Here is a 15328-nt window from a genome sequence, read left to right on the forward strand (position 1 = left end):
AGCGCAAGAATCTTGGGCCCGGTGGCTGATTCTAAACTCTAAAATCTTCCCATGCACTCTTTTGATGGGTTTGACACCCAATCGGCTTCGGCCCCCTCCCACGCTGGCGCGTTTTCTTCCCCCTTGCTAGAGGGTCTCAACCCTGAGCAGATGACGGCGGTCACTTTGCCTTCCGCCCACGCGCTCATCTTGGCGGGCGCGGGTTCTGGCAAAACGCGGGTGTTGACCACCCGCATTGCGTGGCTCATGCAAACCGGGCAAATTTCGCCCGGCGGCATGTTGGCGGTGACCTTCACTAACAAGGCGGCCAAAGAAATGCTCACGCGTCTCTCCAGCATGTTGCCCGTCAATGTGCGCGGCATGTGGGTGGGCACCTTCCACGGCCTGTGCAATCGCTTTTTACGCGCCCATTGGAAAATGGCGAACTTGCCTCAGACCTTTCAAATCTTGGACACCCAAGACCAACTCAGTGCCATTAAGCGCTTGAGCAAACAGTTTCAGGTGGACGAAGAGCGCTTTCCGCCCAAGCAAACCATGCGTTTCATTGCCGGCTGCAAAGAAGACGGCCTGCGCCCCAAAGACGTCGACGTGCGCGACCCCGACACCCGCCGAAAAGTAGAGCTGTACGAGCTGTATGAAATCCAATGCCAGCGCGAAGGCGTGGTGGACTTTGGCGAACTCATGCTGCGCTCTTACGAACTGCTGCGCGACAACGAACCCGTGCGCGAGCACTACCGTCGCCGCTTTCAGCACATCTTGGTCGATGAGTTTCAAGACACCAACAAGCTGCAATACGCCTGGCTCAAACAGCTCGCAGGCCCCGTGGGCCAAGGCGGAGGCTCTATTTTGGCGGTGGGTGATGACGACCAAAGCATTTACGCTTTCCGCGGCGCACGCGTGGGCAACATGGCCGACTTTGTGCGCGAGTACGACGTGCAACACCAAATCAAGCTGGAGCAAAACTACCGCAGTTACAGCAATATTCTGGACAGTGCCAACGCATTGATCAGCCACAACAAAACCCGCTTGGGCAAAAACCTGCACACCACCCAAGGCGCGGGCGAACCCGTGCGGATTTACGAATCGCCCACCGACTTGGCCGAAGCCCAGTGGATGGTGGAGGAGATGAAGCAACTGCTGCGTGATGGCCAAAACGGCGATGGTCAACAAGGCATTCAACACCGCACCGAAATCGCGGTGCTCTACCGCAGTAACGCCCAAAGTCGGGTGATTGAAACGGCCTTGTTCAACGCCGCCATGCCGTACCGCGTGTATGGCGGTTTGCGCTTCTTCGAGCGTGCCGAGATCAAACACGCGCTGGCTTATTTGCGCTTGCTAGAGAACCCGCGCGACGACACCAGCTTTTTGCGCGTGGTCAACTTCCCGCCGCGTGGCATTGGCGCACGCAGCATTGAGCAACTGCAAGACGCTGCCCGTGCCATGGGCTGCCCGATTCACGATGCCGTCACGGCCGTGGCAGGCAAAGCGGGTGCCAACTTGAGCGCGTTTGTGGCCAAGCTGGATGTGTTGCGCGAGCAAACGCAGGGCAAAAACTTGCGCCAGATCATTGAGTTGTTGCTGGACCATTCGGGGCTGATTGAGTACTACCAGTCTGAGCGCGAAGGCCAAGACCGCATAGAGAACTTGCAAGAATTGGTCAACGCGGCAGAGAGCTTCGTCACGCAAGAAGGCTTTGGCCGCGAGGCGGTGGCGTTGCCTGTGGACGGCCAAATGATCAATGCCGACACAGGCGAAACCTTGTCACCCTTGGCCGCCTTTTTGACGCACGCCGCCTTGGAGTCGGGCGACAACCAAGCCCAAGCGGGGCAAGACGCTATTCAGCTGATGACGGTGCATGCCTCCAAAGGTTTGGAGTTCGATTGCGTGTTCATCACCGGCATGGAAGAGGGCTTGTTTCCCCATGAAAATTCCATGAACGATTACGAGGGCTTGGAAGAAGAGCGTCGTTTGATGTACGTGGCCATCACCCGTGCGCGCCGTCGTTTGTATCTGAGCCACTCGCAAACGCGCATGCTGCACGGACAGACGCGTTACAACATCAAGAGCCGTTTCTTTGACGAGTTGCCTGAGCACGCGCTCAAGTGGATCACGCCGGCTCGTTCAGCCTTTGCCGATGCCCAGCCCTCGCGCCGCGATGCGTGGCAAAACCAATCAGGCTGGTCGAACAACCCCTGGGGCGGCGGTGCGGCCACGGCGGCAGCGCCGCCCCCCGTGACGCAACGTGCTGCACCAGTCAGCAGCGGCCCCAACGCGTGGGTGCGCAGCGGTGTGCAGGTGTTTCATGCCAAATTTGGGGAGGGGGCTGTGCTCAGCATCGAAGGCGTGGGTGACGACGCCCGTGCGCAAGTGAAGTTTGGGCGACACGGCGTCAAGTGGTTGGCGCTGAGTGTGGCCAAGTTGACGCAGGTTGGATGAGGTGCTGCACGGTCAGAACAGGCCGTGCTTTTTGACGCGGCGCACCTCAGGCGTAAAGCGTGTCGGACGTGAAGCAGTCTTTGAAACTGAAGTAGGTCGAACAAAAAAACATGGCCGCCAACATCAGCATGGCGGGCAGCAAGGTCAAAGCGGCAAAGTCACCGTCTCCGATCAAGCCTGACAACAGCGTGATGATCAAGGCGGTAGCCAAGAAAATCACCGACCACACCAACCCAAACACCAAGAACGCACGCCAGTTGCTGAGGCATGCCACGGCGCTGAAAAACAAGCTCTTGGTGGCTGGTACCCCATGCCAATGCACGAGTGCTGGGGCGTGCCAAAACACGGCAGACATGGGCATGTACAACAGCAGCGCCAGCCACATGGCGTTTTGAAATTCGGGCTTCATGACGGTGTCGGCATCGAGTGTGCCGCCCATCAAATACAGCTTGGCAAAGTCGCCGCCATCCATCAAGGCCGATACGCCCATCACCCCGATGAAACAGCAGGCGTAGAGCGCGCCCAACACCAGCATGTCGCGCAAGCGCTCTTTGCCCGCACGAAAGCCCACCGCCAAGATCGCGGGCATGGGGAACTTGCCCAAATCCACCTCGCGGGTCGCGGCCATCAGACCGAGTGTGGCCGCAGGTAACAAGGCCAGCGCTACAAAACTGCCTACCAAGGGCACCAACGAGGAGACCGACATGATGGCCATGAAGATAAAGAACAAGCCGCTCAAAGCAATGGGCTGTTTCCAAAATATGCGAATGCCTTGGCGGACCCAAAGCTTGCCTGTGCTGGCCGGTACGACGTTGAGTTTCATGGTTCAGAGTGTGACAGGTTGCGCGACGCGCTGACGCAGAACGCGCTCGAAGTGCGTGGGGTCGTGGGGCTTCAGCATGCTGGCTTCGCGGGGGAGGTGGAAGTCCCACAGCCGTGAGGTCCAAAAGCGCAGTGCACCGGCACGCAGCATGGGGTTGAGCAGCTGTCGTTCAGCGGCGCTGAAGGGGCGCACGGCTTGGTAGGCCGCCAGCAGCGCTTGCGCTTTGGAGGCGTCGTGTGTGCCGTCGGCGAGGATGTCTTCGGCGTGGTGGGTGCACCAGTCGTTCAGGCACACCGCCACGTCAAACAGCCAGGTGTCCACGCCGGCAAAATAAAAGTCAAAAAAGCCGCTCAGCTTGGGGGCCTCAGCGCTGCCATCAAACATCACGTTGTCGCGGAACAAATCGGCGTGAATTGGGCCGCGGGGCAGGGCGGTGTAGGCCGATGAGGCGGCGATGTGGTTTTGGTACGCCAGCTCGGTTTGGATCAGCGCGGCTTGCGAGGCGTCCAAGTAGGGCAGCACCACCGGCACGGTGTCGTTCCACCAAGCCAAGCCGCGCAAGTTGGGTTGCTGGCGCTTGTAGTCGGCACCTGCCAAATGCATGCGGGCCAGCATGTCGCCCACGGCGGCGCAATGGGCGGGGGTGGGGCTGAGTTCGCTCTGGCCTTTGAGGCGGTTCACCACGGCGGCGGGCTTGCCCTCGACGGTCAGCAAGATGTCGCCGTTTTTGTCAGACACGGGGTCGGGCACTGGAATGCCGCCTTGCGCCAAATGTTTCATTAGGTGCAGATAAAACGGCAGTTGTTCATGCGTGAGGCGCTCAAACAGCGTCAGCACGTAGTGGCCTTCGCTGCTGGTGAGAAAGTAATTGGTGTTCTCAATGCCACCTTGGATGCCCTTGAGTTCGACCAACGACCCAAGACTGAGTTGGGACAGCAGTTCTTGCGCGGAGGACTCGGGAACTTCGGTAAAAACAGCCATGACAACCAAGGGATTAAAAAGTTCGCACATTGTAGTTTGCACGTTTGTCACCCTTTGCGGGGCGTGCTCAGCGGCGCGCGTCCAAAACGACCGTTTCTTTTTTTGTCACGGCACAATTGGCTGCTATGAGTGAATCCAAAACATTGTTGCTGGTCGACGGCTCCAGCTACCTTTACCGCGCCTTCCATGCCATGCCCGACCTGCGCGCTGTGCCAGGCGACCCAACGAGTGCCGCCACAGGGGCCATCCGCGGCATGATCAACATGATGCAGGCCCTGCGCAAAGAGGTGCCCACCCAGTTGGCCGCTTGTGTGTTTGACGCCAAAGGTCCCACCTTCCGCGACGCGATGTACCCCGCCTACAAAGCCAACCGCTCGCCCATGCCTGACGACTTGCGCTCGCAAATCGAACCCATTCACGCCATGGTGCGCATGTTGGGTTGGACCGTGCTCGATGTGCCGGGCGTGGAGGCCGACGACGTGATTGCCACCTTGGCCGTAGCCGCTGCCGAGCAAGGCGTGACGGTGGTGGTGTCGAGTGGTGACAAAGACTTGAGCCAATTGGTGAATGAACACATCACCATCATCGACACCATGAACGGCAAGAAGCGCGACGTGGCTGGCGTGACCGCTGAGTTTGGCGTGCCCCCGTCGCTGATGATTGACTACCAAACCTTGGTGGGCGACACGGTCGATAACGTGCCCGGCGTGGCCAAGGTCGGCCCCAAGACCGCCGCCAAGTGGCTGATGGAATACGGCTCGCTCGACAACTTGCTGCAAAACGCCAGCGCCATCAAAGGCGTGGCGGGCGAGAACTTGCGTCAAGCCGTTGAGTGGCTGCCCACAGGCCGTCAATTGGTGACCATGAAAACCGATTGCGATTTGTCCGCCTACGTGCCCAACTTGCCCGCACTCGATGCGCTGCACTTGGCCGAGCCCGATAAACCTGCACTCAAAACCTTTTACGAAACCTATGGCTTCAAAGGTTTGGCCCGCGCCATAGGTGAAGCTGGCGATGCGGCAAGCGCAGCAGGCGGTGAATCAAGCGGCGGCGGAGCAGCGGCGGCCAAGCCCAAGTTCGAGCCCAACCTGAGTTTGTTCGATGAACCCGAACCCACCGTCTCGTCAGTCAGCGAGAAAGCTTATGACTGCGTGCTGACGTGGGAAGCCTTTGATGCGTGGCTGGCCAAATTGCAAGCCGCCGAACTGGTGGCTTTTGACACCGAGACCACCTCACTCGACGCCATGCGTGCCGAGATTGTGGGCTTGAGTTTTTCGGTCAAGCCGGGCGAAGCCTGCTACATCCCGCTCACCCACAGCTACGGCGATGCGCCCACCCAATTGCCTATCGACGAAGTGCTGGCCAAACTCAAACCTTGGTTTGACAACCCAGCCATTCAGAAGTTGGGCCAACACATCAAATACGACCGCCATGTCATGGCCAACCACGGGATTGAGGTCAAGGGCTACGCGCACGACACCATGCTGCAAAGCTATGTGCTGGAAGTGCACAAGCCACACGGCCTGGCCAGTTTGGCCGAGCGCCATGTGGGCCGAAAAGGCTTGAGTTACGAAGACCTGTGCGGCAAAGGCGCACACCAAATTCCGTTCTCGCAAGTGGACGTGGCGCGTGCCACCGAATACTCGTGCGAAGACTCAGACATGACGCTAGACGTGCACCACGTGCTTTGGCCGCGTTTGCAAGCCGACGACAAACTGCGCTTCATCTACGACCTTGAAATTCAAAGCAGCGAAGCACTGTATCGCATCGAGCGCAACGGCGTGTTGATTGACGCGCCCACACTGGCCGCACAAAGCCACGCGCTGGGCCAGCGCATCGTGCAGCTAGAAACTGAAGCGTATGAAATTGCAGGCCAGCCTTTTAACTTGGCCAGCCCTAAGCAATTGGGCGAAATCTTCTTTGACAAACTGGGCTTGCCCGTCATCAAAAAAACTGCCACTGGCGCTCGCAGCACCGACGAAGAAGTGCTGGAGAAATTGGCCGAAGATTACCCGCTGCCTGCCAAAATTTTGGAGCACCGAAGTCTTAGCAAACTCAAAGGCACTTACACCGACAAACTCGCACAAATGGCTGTGCCACGCACAGGCCGCGTACACACGCACTACGCGCAGGCCGTGGCCGTGACCGGCCGCTTGTCGAGCAACGAACCCAACTTGCAGAACATCCCTATTCGCACGGCAGAGGGCCGCAAAGTGCGCGAAGCATTCGTGGCCCCTGCGGGTTGCGTGATTGCCAGCGCCGACTACAGCCAGATCGAGCTGCGCATCATGGCTCATATCAGTGGTGATGAGGCTTTGGTCAAAGCTTTTCACGATGGCTTAGACGTGCACCGCGCCACGGCCGCTGAAGTGTTTGGCGTGGGTGTGGATGCAGTCAGCACTGAGCAGCGTCGTTATGCCAAGGTCATTAACTTTGGCCTCATCTACGGTATGAGCGCGTTTGGTTTGGCCAAAGCGCTGGGCATCGACAACAGCGCGGCCAAGAACTACATCACCCGTTACTTTGAACGCTTCGCGGGCGTGAAGCGCTACATGGACGACACACGCGAACAAGCCAAAGCACAAGGCTATGTAGAGACGGTGTTTGGCCGTCGCTTGTACTTGCCCGAAATCAACAGCCCCAACGGCCCACGCCGCGCAGGCGCAGAGCGCGCCGCCATCAACGCGCCCATGCAAGGCACAGCCGCCGACCTCATCAAGATGAGCATGGTGGCCGTGCAAAAAGCCCTAGACGCCCAGCCACGCGGCATCAAAGTGATCATGCAAGTGCACGACGAACTGGTGTTTGAAGTGCCCGAATCAGAAGTGGCATGGGTTCGAACCGAAGTGCCACGCCTAATGGCTGACGTGGCGCAGCTGAAAGTGCCGTTGTTGGCTGAGGTGGGGGTTGGGCCGAACTGGGACAAGGCGCATTAAGGTTCATCCATAGTCGTTGCCAGTTGGCTTTCGCACAGCCTCTCAAGCAGGTGTTTGTCGACTATTTTGAGTGCGATGCCATGTGTAATGCGAACGCCTGTACCTTGGCTGACGGGCGTCGCTGCGCTGGGCTCACCAAATGAATGGGCAGTGGCGGTGCGGGCCAGTCGGGCAACAGCACTTGCAACTCTCCGCGTGTTATTTCCTCCTCGAACAACCAAGTCGGCGAATAGCCGATCCCCATCCCCGAGAGCACTGAGGCACGGACAATTTCACTGCTGTTGGTTTGCAGATTGCCTTGCGCTCGGATGGTGACTTGCGTGCCCTCTGTCGCAACTGCACCCGCGCCTGCTGTGAATGTCCAGGCGTTCTGCGTGGCCAGTTCCGAATAGACGATGCAGTTGTGCTCCAGCAGATTCTCCGGCACGCTTGGCATTGTCAGCCCGGTGGGCAGCGAACGAAGGTATTCATGGCTGGCCAACACCACACGCTGGGTGGTGCCGATGCGTTGCGCCACCAAGGAGCTGTCGGCCAGTTCCCCGATACGCACTGCGATATCGATGCCTTCTTCGACCAGATCGATGAACCCATCGTTGAGCTTCAGATCGATTTTTACGTTCGGGTGGGCTGCCAAGAAAGTCTTCACCAGCGGCAACAGTTTGAGCCGTCCATAGCCCACCGATGCGGCCACGCGCAGCCAACCGCTGAGCTGCTGCTCACCTAAAAGAAGTTCCGACTCCGCCTCGGCGATTTCGGCAATCAAACGTCGCGCTTGTGCAAAGTAGCGTTCACCGGCTTCGCTCAGGGCCAAGGAACGGGTGGTGCGGCTCAATAACTTGGCACCCAGCTCGCGCTCAAGTGCCGCTACCTGTTTGCTCACACGGCTCTGCGTGGTTTGGAGTTCACGGGCTACGGCCGAAAAACTGCCGCTTTCTACCACACGCACAAAGCTCTGCATGGCTGCCAATCGATCCATGATTGTTCCTATTTAGTCTAAATTGGAATAAATAATAGTAAAATTAAATGACTAGTGCAATGGTTTGGATTGAAACAAACTTCGCGGCATGAATGAGGACGCCACTTGCACAAGGAAGCCACGATGAACACCAGCACTTTGACTCTGCCGCAGACAAGCCACAACGAGCGCAGCCAATTAGCCAAAGGTATTGCTGTTGGGCTGGTCGCTGCCAGCATCGGCGCGCTGTACACCGTGTTTGCCCGCTGGGGCATGGCACGCGGACTGTCTTCACCCGACCTCACGGTATTGCGGTTCGGCGTGGCAGGCATCCTGATGCTGCCGGTGTTGGCGCTGGCCTGGCGGCGTGACAGTGCGCAGTTCACCACGCGTTGGCGCGTTTGGTTGCTGGTGGCACTGCTGGCCGGCACACCTTTTGGCCTCTTGATGTTTGGTGCGCTGCAGTTTGCGCCACCCAGCCATGCAGCTGTTTTTCCGTTCACAGCCATGAGCGTGATGGGCATGGTGCTCGGTGCGGTGGTGCTGGGTGACCGTATGACGCTGCGCCGAGTAGTGGGCATTGCCGTGGTGCTGACGGGTTTGGTGCTGGTGTCTGGGGTCGAGGCCGCCAGCTTGACGCTACGGGCATCCCTTGGCGATGCCATGTTCCTTGCGGCCGGCACGTTGTGGGCCGGATTTGGCATCGTGCTGCGCAAGCACCGGCTCGCCCCATTGCTGGCTACAGCGGTAATTTCGATCAGCGCATTGTTCACCTATGTGCCTGCTTACATTGGGTTCACTGGCGGTGAGGGCCTCTTCTTGGCAGCGCCATTTGTTTTTTGGGTCGAGGTGTTGGTGCAAGGGGTGATCGCAGGTGCGGGCACGCTGTACACCTACTCAAAAATGGTGTCACTTCTCGGCCCGTCGCGCGCAGCGGTTTTCCCGGCGTTGGCACCCGGCTTGGCCGCGCTCATGGCTTGGCCAGTGCTGGGTCATGTGCCCGCACAACTAGAAGCTGTAGGTCTGCTCTTGGTGATGACAGGGCTGATCGTTGCTGTCACAACGTCCGCTGGTTCAGCCCAAAAAGCTTGAAGGTGAACTGAAGGGCTGTGATTTGGGTTGAAAACTACCCATCTGCTGGCTCAACACATTCTTGGATGCCAATCGTCCTTCTGTCTCGCCTGAGACAAATCCAAGGGTAGCTACTATTTATTCATCGTGACAGTGAGGCATATGCTCAAGTTGGCTTTCTTGATAAGTGTGTAAACGTAGACAACAACCATTTGGAGACAAGACCATGAGCTTTAAAAAACCGTTGCGCCTGACAGCGCTTGCCTTAACCAGTGTCGCTTTGCTGGCTGCCTGCGGAAGCAGCGACGCCCCATTACCAGCACCTGAAGAAACCCGCGCGCAAGACTCTCGCGTTTTTAGTCCTGCAGAACCTACGGCCACTACGTTTGCCGCGATGTCAACGCAAAGCTCAGACACGGTGGATATGAGTACAACAAGTCGCTGGTCTGGTGTACTGAACGGCGCTGCGTATCGCGTCGAAGTGCCGGCCAATTGGAACGGCAAACTCGTGATGTATGCCCATGGCTATGCGGGTACTGGTGCTGCCGTGGGTGTTTCAAATCCATCCATTCGCCGTTACCTCATTCAAAATGGCTATGCATGGGCAGCTTCGAGCTATGCCAAAAACTACTATGACGTTCGTGCTGGTGTTGAAGACACCAACGCGCTGGCTCTTGAGTTCAAGGCTATTGCAGCGAAAAACGCACGTACGCTTTCTGCACCGACCAAGATCTACATCACCGGACATTCAATGGGCGGGCACATCACTGCGGCGGCCATTGAAGATGAAGCAGCGGCTTACGCCGTGAACAAGGTGAAGTACGCTGGTGCCGTTCCTATGTGCGGGGTATTGGGCGATACAGAATTGTTCAACCAGTTTGCCGCCATGCAGGTCACAGCGCAAGCAATCGCAGGGCTACCCAGCTATCCGACCGCCAAGTGGAGTGAAATTGAACCCTTGGTGCGCAGCACGCTTTTCACAACGTTCCCTTCTACGTCAACTGCCCCTGCGACGCCAACTGCCGCAGGCGTAAAGTACCTTTCTGTATTGCAAAACATCACGGGTGGTCCGCGCCCGATGTTCGATCTCGGTTTTGCTTTTGGTGGCAGCTTTCCCTCAGCCTGGGGAACTTTTGGTTCAGACGGTACTGTGACGGGCATTCTGAACAAAAACGTGCTCGATACCAACGCTTACACCTACAAGATCGATGGTGACGTCCCTGGTTCAACCGCGCTGAACGCGTCCGTTCTTAAACTTACGGCCGATCCAGAGGCCAACCGCTTACGTCGTGACGGCTTGCGCTGGATTCCCAAAGCCAATGGCGAGTTCAAGATTCCTGTGGTTTCAATTCATACATTGGGAGACTTGTTCGTTCCATTCAGCATGGAGCAAACTTATCAAAAGCGAGTCGCCGCCAAGGGCAACAGTTCTTGGTTGGTTCAGCGTGCCATTCGAGGTGTGAGCCATTGCGACTTCACGGTTGCAGAGCAAGTGAACGCATTCGACGACATGATCAAGTGGGAGCGTGATGGCGTTAAACCGACGGGCGACGATGTGGTGACTCCTGCCACTGTGGCCGCAGCAACCTACGGCTGTACTTTTACTAAAAATACGCTTGGACCCGATGAGAGCGGCACTACCAATGCCTTGCGCCCACTAACGTTAGCTAACTCACCGGCTTGCCCTTGAACTTTCGCTGATCTTAGGTAGCTTTGGAGGGGGCGATCAGATGATCGCCCCTTTTTTTGCAAGGTGTATTTCCTCAATTTTTAAATAGTCATAGGAATCAAACAAGTTACGAATCAGCCGATCTCATTTGCCCCGTGCCAAGCACACGCCGCACCTCTGGCTGAAGCTGAATGACTTCGCTTGAAAGCCTCAGTCGATAATCCCCCCATGACCTTGATTTCTATTCTTGTCGGCACCTTGGTGGCAGGCATGGGCAGTGTGTGGCTGGCAGCGCTGCTGGCTTATGCCTTGCTGTCGCGCTTTACCCAACATTTGCTGAGTTTGGCCGCTGGTGCTTTGCTGGCCACGGCTTTCACGCGCTTGCTACCAGAGGCGTTTGAGTTGTCTGGTAGTGCTGGCGTTTCACCACAGACCATGTTTGCCGCCCTGTTGGTGGGCTTGGTGTTTTTCTTTTTGCTCGACAAGGCTGAGTTGTGGCATCACGGCCACGAGCATGGGCACAGTCACGGCGATGCAAGCCATTCGCACAACCCCCATGATTCGCACGCGCACGCCCATCCGCATAACCACAGCACGCACGCGCATTCGCATGACCATGCAAACAATGACCACCCCAGTCATAACCATGGGCATAACCACCACAGCGGTGGTTGGGCGGTGTTGCTGGGCGACAGCGTGCACGCCTTTGGCGACGGCATTTTGATCGCGGCTGCGTTTGTGGCTGACCCACGTTTAGGCGTTGCCGCTGCTTTGGCCGTGATGGCGCACGAGGTGCCCCATCATGTGGGTGACTTGGTGGTTCTGCGCCAAACGCTGAGCAACCCGCGGGCCGCATTGTTCAAACTCACCTTGGCAGGTGGCGTGACGGCCATTGGGGGCGTGGTGGGTTATGTGTTGGTGGGCGCTTTGCAGGCTTATTTGCCGTACTTTTTGGTGGCCGCGGCCAGCAGCTTTATTTACGTCGCGCTCGCAGACTTAATTCCACAGCTGCAAAAACGCCTCTCACCGCGTGAGACGGCGGCACAAGTGGCTTGGTTGTTTGCAGGCATTGCCCTCGTCGCCGCTTTGGGCGAATGGGTGCACCACTGATTTAAGATTTTTCGCAGGGCAAGCCGGGCGTGTTGCACCACTCGCTCCAGCTGCCTGCATACAACGCTGTGCGCCCAAAGCCAGCGACTTCCATGGCCAAGACATTGGGCACTGCGCTCACGCCGCTGCCACAGTGGTGAACCACATTTTCCGGTTTGGCATCGCCTAGCAAGGCGGCAAATTCAGCACGCAACTCGGCCGAGCTTTTGAAGAAGCCGTCCGCATTGAGGTTGGTACTAAAAGGGCGATTGAGTGCACCGGGTATGTGGCCTGCGACAGGGTCCATGGGTTCGACTTCGCCGCGGTAGCGTGGTGCGGCGCGTGCGTCGACGATGGTTTGCTCGCCCGTGTTCAAGCGTGAAAACACGGCGGCGGTCTCGATCAATTGAACCAAAGGTTCACGCAGCTCAAACTCGCCTTCAGTAGCTGTGGTCGGCGCTGGATGGTGTTCGCCTGACGCGACAGCGCCACCTGCAGCAACCCAAGCTTGCAAGCCACCGTCGAGAACGGCCACCGCATCGTGGCCGCACCATTTCAGCATCCACCAGAGCCTGCCGGCATAGTTCATGCCGTTGCGGTCATAGACCACCACTTGGGTGTCGTTCTTCACGCCCACGCTGTGCAGCCATGCCGCAAAAACTTCGCGTCGTGGCAAAGGGTGACGCCCACCGTTGACGCGCAGCGCGGGGTCGTGTGTGGCAAGGTTTTTGTCCAAGTCTGCGTGTTGCGCGCCCGCAATGTGTTGCGCCATGTATTGGGCATAGCCTTGTTCGGGCTTCATCAGGTCGCAGCTGCAATCAAACACTGCCAAGGGTTGGCCGCTGTGTTGCAGGTCTTTCAGTTGAGCAACAGAAATGAGGGTGGTGTACATACAAAGCTCCTGTAGCGTTCAGTGGTGTCAGTGTTCTTCTGCAGGGGCGTTGGGAACAGCGCGGGCGCGCAACAAGGTGGCCGCCATGCCGCTCAGCACGATCAAGGCCATACCCATCCAGCCGATGAGGGGAATGTCGTCACCAAACAGCAGCAAGCTGTAAAGCGCGGCAAACACGATGCCCGAGTACTGTAAGTTGGCCACCACCAGTGTGGCGCCTTTGCTGTAAGCGCGTGTCATGCACAACTGGCCCAGTGATGCAAAGACGCCCACAGGTAACAACCAGATGGCATGCTCCCAGTGCCATTCAGACACGCCTGCAAAGCCCATGCCAATCGCACCTGCCAAAAGCGTGCCCAATGCAAAGTAAAAAACGGTTCGCGTTTCGGGTTCGCCCAAGCGGCCCAGCACCATGACTTGCATGTAAGAAAACGCGGCGGCAAAGCCCGACATCAGGCCAATCAAGCCCGCAAAAATTTGGTTTTGTTCAATCGTGGGTCGCAGCATCATCACGACCCCAGCAAAGCCCGCCAACACACTCAAAGCAAGGGGCCCTTGTGACCAAGGACTGCGGTTGTCTTCGGGTTTCCAATTGATGAGTGAGCCCCCAACCAGAAAAGCGGCCACCCAAACACCACTCATGTAGTTCAGCGTCATGGCCGTGGCCAGCGGGAGTTTGCCGATGGCATAAAACCAAGCGCTGAGCGACAGCACGCCAATGGTGGAACGCCACACATGGGCGCCAGGATAGGCGGTGCGTAGGGACACCTTTTTTTGCTTGGCGATGACGGCCAAAAAAACGATGCCCACCACGCCTCGGTAAAACACCAATTCTGCCGAGTTGAAGTGCTCAGAACCAAACTTCACGCATACGCCCATGGTGGCGAAGAAGGCCGCGCCTAGCAGCATCCAAAGGGCTTGCATGTTGGCAGGTCAGGTGAAGCTGAGTTTGCCGCGGTACCACTCATGAAAGTGCTGCATGCCATCTTCCATGGGGCTTTGGTAGGGGCCCACTTCGTTGTCGCCACGTTGCATCAGGGCTTTGCGGCCTGCGTCCATGCGCTCGGCGATTTCGTCGTCTTCGATGCAGGTTTCCATGTAGGCGGCTTGCTGGGCTTCGACAAATTCACGCTCAAAGGCGACGATTTCTTCAGGGTAATAAAACTCCACCCTATTCAAGGTCTTGGTGGGGCTGATGGGGTGCAGCGTCGAGACGGTCAATACATGCGGGTACCACTCCACCATGATGTGAGGGTAGTAGGTGAGCCAAATCGCACCACGCTCAGGGAGCTCGCCGTTGCGGTACTTGAGCAACATGTCGTGCCACGTTTTGTAGGTCGGGGAACCGGGTTTGCCAAAACCCTCCGACACGCCGACGGTTTGCACCGAATAGTTGTCTTTGAATTCCCAGCTCAAATCGTCACAGGTGACAAACTGGCCGAGACCTGGGTGAAAGGGGCCGACGTGGTAGTCCTCGAGGTAGACCTCGATGAAGGTTTTCCAGTTGTAGTTGCACTCGTGCAGTTCCACGCGGTCCAAGGCAAAGCCCGTGAAGTCCAACGCAGCGCGGGGGCCCATGTTGGCCAAGTCTGCCTCGATGTCGACGCCGTTGTCTTCAAACAGCAAGCCGTTCCACTCACGCAACTTGTAGTTGTTGAGGTTGAGGCAAGGGTCATGCGAAAAGTGGGGGGCGCCCAGCAGTTCGCCCGTCGAGGCATAGGTCCAGCGGTGCAAAGGGCAGACGATATTGCCACCCGCTGATCCTGGGGCTTGGTTTTGCAAAGAACCACGGCCTTTGAGCATCACGGCTTGGCGGTGGCGGCAGACGTTGGAAATCAGCTCTACGCCTTGGGCGGAACGCACAAGCGCACGCCCTTCGCCCTCATGCGGCAAAGCGTAGTAATCGCCCACATCGGGCACAGCAAGTTGGTGGCCCACATACCGTGGGCCGCGCTGAAAGATGGTCTCCAGTTCGCGCTGAAACAGCGCCTCGTCAAAGTAACTGGTAACTGGTAGTTGGCTATTCGCCTGCTGCAGTTGAAGACTTAAATCAGACATGGGTGACCTGACCTAAAGACTCCCCACAGGGAGGTGTGTGAAAAAATAAATCAGCCGAAGGGCTGATGAAAGGAGGCTCATTGTAACGAAGCGTGGTGGCCCAAGCTTGGCAAAGCCTAAAATGAGAATCTACGTGTTCAACACATTCACTCTTTTTTCATCACGATGACCAAAGCCAAGACCCCTGCAAGCACGGCGCCTGCCAGCTATGAAGCTGCTTTGAAAGAGCTAGAAGGCATGGTGGCTCAAATGGAATCAGGTCAGCTACCTTTGGCAGACTTGCTGTCTGGCTACCAACGTGGCGCTGAATTATTAGCGTTTTGCCGAGCCCAGTTGGATGCCGTCGAGCAGCAAATTCAGGTGCTCGACAACGGCGTGCTCAAGCCATGGTCGGCTACTTAAGTATGAAAGAACAAAG

Annotated in this window: 12 protein-coding genes; 6 read left to right on the forward strand and 6 right to left on the reverse strand. The window is 57.5% G+C overall.

The features are described 5' to 3' along the window. Window positions 1-51: 51 nt before the first annotated feature. The gene (locus B9Z42_RS06640; protein WP_100132559.1) at window positions 52-2436 is read left to right on the forward strand and encodes a UvrD-helicase domain-containing protein; all 2385 of its coding nucleotides are present in this window, start codon (window positions 52-54) and stop codon (window positions 2434-2436) included. A 46-nt stretch (window positions 2437-2482) separates the two neighbouring features. Here B9Z42_RS06640 and B9Z42_RS06645 read toward each other — a convergent pair whose 3' ends face one another. Continuing rightward, complete coding sequence (locus tag B9Z42_RS06645; protein ID WP_100132560.1) at window positions 2483-3259, reverse strand: BPSS1780 family membrane protein; 777 nt, start codon at window positions 3257-3259, stop codon at window positions 2483-2485. A gap of 3 nt (window positions 3260-3262) precedes the next feature. Then, window positions 3263-4240 carry a homoserine kinase gene (locus tag B9Z42_RS06650; protein WP_100132561.1) on the reverse strand — a complete coding sequence of 326 codons (978 nt, stop codon included), beginning with the start codon at window positions 4238-4240 and terminating at the stop codon, window positions 3263-3265. Window positions 4241-4365: 125 nt separating this feature from the next. On the opposite strand from B9Z42_RS06650, the gene polA reads away from it, so the two are divergent. Next, on the forward strand, window positions 4366-7176 hold the full coding sequence (polA, locus tag B9Z42_RS06655; RefSeq protein WP_100132562.1) for a DNA polymerase I: 2811 nt from the start codon (window positions 4366-4368) through the stop codon (window positions 7174-7176). 61 nt (window positions 7177-7237) lie between these two features. Here polA and B9Z42_RS06660 read toward each other — a convergent pair whose 3' ends face one another. Then, window positions 7238-8152 (reverse strand): LysR family transcriptional regulator, encoded by a 915-nt coding sequence (locus tag B9Z42_RS06660; RefSeq protein ID WP_100132563.1) that lies wholly within the window; start codon window positions 8150-8152, stop codon window positions 7238-7240. Window positions 8153-8275: 123 nt separating this feature from the next. On the opposite strand from B9Z42_RS06660, the gene B9Z42_RS06665 reads away from it, so the two are divergent. The 3 genes from B9Z42_RS06665 (at window position 8276) to B9Z42_RS06675 (ending at window position 11981) form a co-directional block, all read left to right on the forward strand. Next, a complete protein-coding gene (locus B9Z42_RS06665) occupies window positions 8276-9223 on the forward strand; it encodes a DMT family transporter (protein WP_100132564.1) in 948 nt (315 codons plus the stop codon). A gap of 205 nt (window positions 9224-9428) precedes the next feature. Next, on the forward strand, window positions 9429-10892 hold the full coding sequence (locus B9Z42_RS06670; RefSeq protein WP_100132565.1) for an alpha/beta hydrolase: 1464 nt from the start codon (window positions 9429-9431) through the stop codon (window positions 10890-10892). Window positions 10893-11099: 207 nt separating this feature from the next. Further along, on the forward strand, window positions 11100-11981 hold the full coding sequence (locus B9Z42_RS06675) for a ZIP family metal transporter (protein ID WP_100132566.1): 882 nt from the start codon (window positions 11100-11102) through the stop codon (window positions 11979-11981). Window position 11982: 1 nt separating this feature from the next. On the opposite strand, the gene B9Z42_RS06680 is transcribed toward B9Z42_RS06675, so the two are convergent. From B9Z42_RS06680 to B9Z42_RS06690, 3 genes are read right to left on the reverse strand one after another with little or no spacing between them, the layout of a single operon-like run. After that, window positions 11983-12852 carry a sulfurtransferase gene (locus tag B9Z42_RS06680; RefSeq protein ID WP_100132567.1) on the reverse strand — a complete coding sequence of 290 codons (870 nt, stop codon included), beginning with the start codon at window positions 12850-12852 and terminating at the stop codon, window positions 11983-11985. 27 nt (window positions 12853-12879) lie between these two features. Then, window positions 12880-13776: a DMT family transporter gene (locus B9Z42_RS06685; RefSeq protein ID WP_100132568.1), complete on the reverse strand. Its 897-nt coding sequence runs from the start codon at window positions 13774-13776 to the stop codon at window positions 12880-12882. 9 nt (window positions 13777-13785) lie between these two features. Next, complete coding sequence (locus tag B9Z42_RS06690) at window positions 13786-14910, reverse strand: aromatic ring-hydroxylating dioxygenase subunit alpha (protein ID WP_100132569.1); 1125 nt, start codon at window positions 14908-14910, stop codon at window positions 13786-13788. Window positions 14911-15075: 165 nt separating this feature from the next. Between B9Z42_RS06690 and B9Z42_RS06695 the strand changes: the two genes are divergently transcribed. Continuing rightward, window positions 15076-15312: an exodeoxyribonuclease VII small subunit gene (locus B9Z42_RS06695; RefSeq protein WP_100132570.1), complete on the forward strand. Its 237-nt coding sequence runs from the start codon at window positions 15076-15078 to the stop codon at window positions 15310-15312. Window positions 15313-15328 lie beyond the last annotated feature (16 nt).

It is taken from the genome of Limnohabitans sp. B9-3, assembly GCF_002778325.1.
GTDB classification, from domain to species: Bacteria; Pseudomonadota; Gammaproteobacteria; order Burkholderiales; family Burkholderiaceae_C; genus Limnohabitans; species Limnohabitans kasalickyi.